Annotated in this window: 2 protein-coding genes and 1 pseudogene; 2 read left to right on the forward strand and 1 reads right to left on the reverse strand. The window is 60.7% G+C overall.

The features are described 5' to 3' along the window. Window positions 1-272: 272 nt before the first annotated feature. Window positions 273-2,537 carry a hypothetical protein gene (locus tag AC0QUY_RS42215; protein ID WP_161855450.1) on the reverse strand — a complete coding sequence of 755 codons (2,265 nt, stop codon included), beginning with the start codon at window positions 2,535-2,537 and terminating at the stop codon, window positions 273-275. 287 nt (window positions 2,538-2,824) lie between these two features. Here AC0QUY_RS42215 and AC0QUY_RS42220 point away from each other — a divergent pair. Together AC0QUY_RS42220 and AC0QUY_RS42225 are read left to right on the forward strand one after the other, a co-directional pair. Further along, window positions 2,825-3,016: pseudogene (locus AC0QUY_RS42220) on the forward strand (helix-turn-helix domain-containing protein); the annotation flags it as partial. 88 nt (window positions 3,017-3,104) lie between these two features. Continuing rightward, on the forward strand, window positions 3,105-3,290 hold the full coding sequence (locus tag AC0QUY_RS42225; RefSeq protein WP_246738300.1) for a hypothetical protein: 186 nt from the start codon (window positions 3,105-3,107) through the stop codon (window positions 3,288-3,290). Window positions 3,291-3,672 lie beyond the last annotated feature (382 nt).

The raw sequence follows: 3,672 nt of genomic DNA on the forward strand, positions 1-3,672 counted from the left end.
GGAATCCTCAAAAGCAAAATTGCAAGCTTTTGGGCCCCCAAAGCCCGAAAGCTTGCAATCTCAAAACGCCTCTCGCCAGAAAATTCGACTCCCGCTCAATGGCTTGGAAGTTCTTCACGCACGACGAGTGCGCTGATTGCCGCATAGTACGAGCGCTATAAACCGAAGCGGAGGCTTTCAGTCTACCGGGTGCTAAAGGCCCATGACCTGATCACGGTCCGATGGCATCGATTTCGGACGTCAATAGGCACTCTATCGCGAGAGGCCCCTAACTACATCCCGTGTCGAGCGGCCTGCGTCGACCGGTGCTCCGCCTCAGCAAGCGGATAGCGTGGATGGCCGCTAAGCACTGTGCTCAACAAGGACTTACAGAACGCAGGCGTAAGCTTGCCGCGGTGGACCACGACATTCTCGTGACCCGTCGCAGCCCGGGCGTTCTGCCATTGCCGATTGTAGCCGCGCTGTTCATTGGACTTGACGTGGCAAGCGGCGAACTCGGCGTCATCTAGCGTCGCCAATTGCCGCACAAGTACCGGCCGGTTCGTGTGGATGTGCACCCACATCGGACTCGGCGTCGCACCATTGCTCAGCGCCTTGGGTTGGAGCTTGAACTCAAATAGCGTCCCTGGCTCGCCCTTTAACGGGCGCGGTACATCCGCAGGCGCCAACTCCCCGGCCGCCTGCAAGTATTCAAGGTACTTCTGCGACGGAAAGGCGTAGGTCTTCATGCAATCAATAATAGTCGTGGCCTTTCGCTCTTTCGCAGCCTTGGCCAGCCCCAGCGCCTGGGACGACATCATGTTGAGCCGGACTATTTTGTCGTGTATCTCGGGCACTTGCGCAGGCGTGAGTAGGCCGCTTCGACGAGGCTCCTCCAACGCGGCCACGCAGGCCTGCATCTCGGCCGCCTGCATCTGCAGGCGCTCAACCACGGTGTCTACGACGTGGTCGGCGTCTTCGGGTTTCATCTGGCGCGCTTGCGAGACGGCCCTTTGCTGTCCAGCCAGATCGAATTGCAAAAGTTCGTCCAAGCGCTTGAGTAATGGCGTCAGCGCCTCAATCGACGGCGGGGCCTGCCAGATAGCTAAGTGTGCCGCCGCCGACGATGACGCCCTTTGCGCCTCCTCCGCGCTCACCAGCTTCTTCGTACCTAAATCCGAGAGCACGAGAACTTTGGCTGCTGGCGCTGTGGCCTTGTCGGCCGTAGCGAGCTGTGGCTGCATCCTCCCGGCCGCTGAACTCCCGGCGCCCTCGGCCGGCGTGCGCTTGCCTCTGCCCTTCCTGCGCGTTGTTGAGCCTTCGGCCACTACAGCCCTGCCGGTAGTGTTGGCCGGTATCGCAGCCCCAGCGTCGGCCGGCGGTGTAATAATGGCTGGGGTCCTCGGCTGCAGTGACAAGAGGCGCTTGGCCTCATCCGCGGTGACCCACGCACCTTCCACAATCTCGCCCAACAGTTCCAATGGGAGGTCGGCACCTGTTCCGAGAGCGCTTAGATTTCCGACGACGTCGTGCAACGCCAACGCAAATTCCGAAAGGCGCTCCATGACGCCTTCCAGAACGGCGCAGTGCTCTGCGTCCAGCGCGCGTCCTTTGTTTAGAACAGCGCCGCGCGTCGAGACGAATGCCGGGAAAACATCATCGACGAAGGTTCCCAGCAGACGCACCTGCCCGTTCTCATCCATGAGGATTTTCCTCACGGCTGGTTCGAGCGCGCTCGCCTGCGGCTCAATCATGACCTGCGCGAGAGCGACCCGCGATTGCAGATGCATGCACTTCGTATACAGTGCCCAGCCGGTGTGCAGCCGCAGTGCGGCCTCGTCGGCCTGCCGCATATCGTCCGTTGTAGTTGGTAAAGCGGCAGCGGCTTCGCAAACCGACTGCATCCGTTCCGAGCGCAATGCCTTCTTTCCCCACCACTCCATGCAGGCCCAATAGCGGTTCGCCACACTGGAAACCGCTCGGCGCAGCTGGTCGGAGGGAGGGTTGGATTGGACTATCCGGTCGAGCACGGTGGCCGCACTCTTCCTGCTCTCCTCCAAGGCGTAGATAGTCGGGGTGGCCAGCGTGTTGCATTTGTTCGCCGCATCGAGCGCCTCGTCCCGGAGTCGGCGAGCCTGATCGTCGGACAGAATGCTACGCGCTACATGCGGGGGCAGGCTCGCGCGGTACTCCAGAAGTTTTGAGCTTGCCTCGACGAGTTGATCGAGCAGCTCTTGCTCCGTCGACGAGTTCTGCGCTTGCTTGGCCGCCTTACGGCAAGCGTCAAGTTCCTCAAGCAGGCGACCCATTTGTCGCTTTGTTGCCTTGATCTCGTCGCCTGTCGAGGAAATGGGGACTGCCATACCCGAAGTGCGCGGCTGGCTGGCAACGGGCGCGCTTCTATCTTGCGGCCCAGAGCGCATCCGCTTCACGACGGAAGTGAACCGGTGGCTGCCTTCCCCAGCGGCAAGACTTGAGTCCGAGCGCAAACTGCTCAACGTGCTGTCGGCGCCATCAGCTCCAACGTGCGATTTGCCAGATGGGCCAATCCCCGTCATATTCCAACCTCCGATACAGGCGAGAATGCGCAGGCTATCTAGGTAGACGGCCTGGCTGACAATTAGCTGACGGAGTGCATTCTCCCGGATGCACAAAAAGTCCGAATCACCTCCAAGTCCATGGAAGATGCCGGGTTGCTAGTCTCGCGAATATAAGTTCGCAATCGTAGCTTCGTGTCGCTGTCCGAAAGAGCGCTGGCAACAGCGGCGGAGGTCTGATCGCGGTCCAGCCACTTGCGCCCTTGATACAAAGCGATGACGAGCGTGCCGAAATGAAATCGCTGACAATGCGGCGAAAGAACGCGCTAGCGCTGGCTCTGAGAGCCCGGATCGTGCTGACCTGCGCGGAGGGCGGTCAGAACGAGGAAGTGGCGGCCAAGTTGGACCTGGACACGCAGACAGTAGGCAAATGGCAGCATCGTTTCGTGAAGCGGCGCGTGGCCGGGCTGCACGACGAGCCACGTTCCGTGGCGCCGCGCACGATTGACGATTCTCGCATCGACGCGGTGGTCGTGCGGACGCTGGAGAAATGCCCCCGAGAACGCTACCCATTGGAGTTCGCGCGACATGGCGAACGTCACCGGGTTGTCGGTGTCGACAGCGCAAGGCATCTGGCGAGCCTTCGGACTCCAGCCGCACCGGCTGGAGACGTTCAAGCTCTCGACCGATCCGCACTTGGTGGCCAAGGTGAGCGACGATCGTGGGCCTTTACGTCTCGGCGCCGTGGATGAAAGTCCTAAATCCAGGCGCTAGGGCCTGTTGGGATTTTAGGATTCTCATCGGGGCTCGGTTGTGATCCAAGCTTCGGATGGAACGAGATTGACGTCCAATGGACGAAGATGGAACCGCTGCGTCTTTGCAAACCGAGCCCCGGACGCAACGGCAAGGACAACGGATGTTTGTCGAGGCGGTGTCATGGATCGCGCGCCCGGGCGTGCCGCGCGCTTTCGGCCACTGGAGTGGCGTGTACACGTTTCCGCGATTGGGTGAAGACGTGTGGAAACGCCTTGACCTTGCCCCACGGGCTTAATCCAGCTTGAAGTTCGTTCTGGCCCACAACAAGGACCAGAGCATGAAGCGCAGCCGCTTTTCGGAAGAGCAGATCATCGGGATTTTGAAGGAGCATGAGGCCGGC

This window comes from Bradyrhizobium sp. WYCCWR15520, from assembly GCF_056174665.1.

What these genes read in the sequence shown, in the direction of transcription:
- AC0QUY_RS42215 (WP_161855450.1), bottom strand. Translation starts at nt 2,537, where the DNA reads ATGACGGGGATTGGCCCATCTGGCAAATCGCACGTTGGAGCTGATGGC.
- AC0QUY_RS42225 (WP_246738300.1), top strand. Translation starts at nt 3,105, where the DNA reads ATGGCGAACGTCACCGGGTTGTCGGTGTCGACAGCGCAAGGCATCTGG.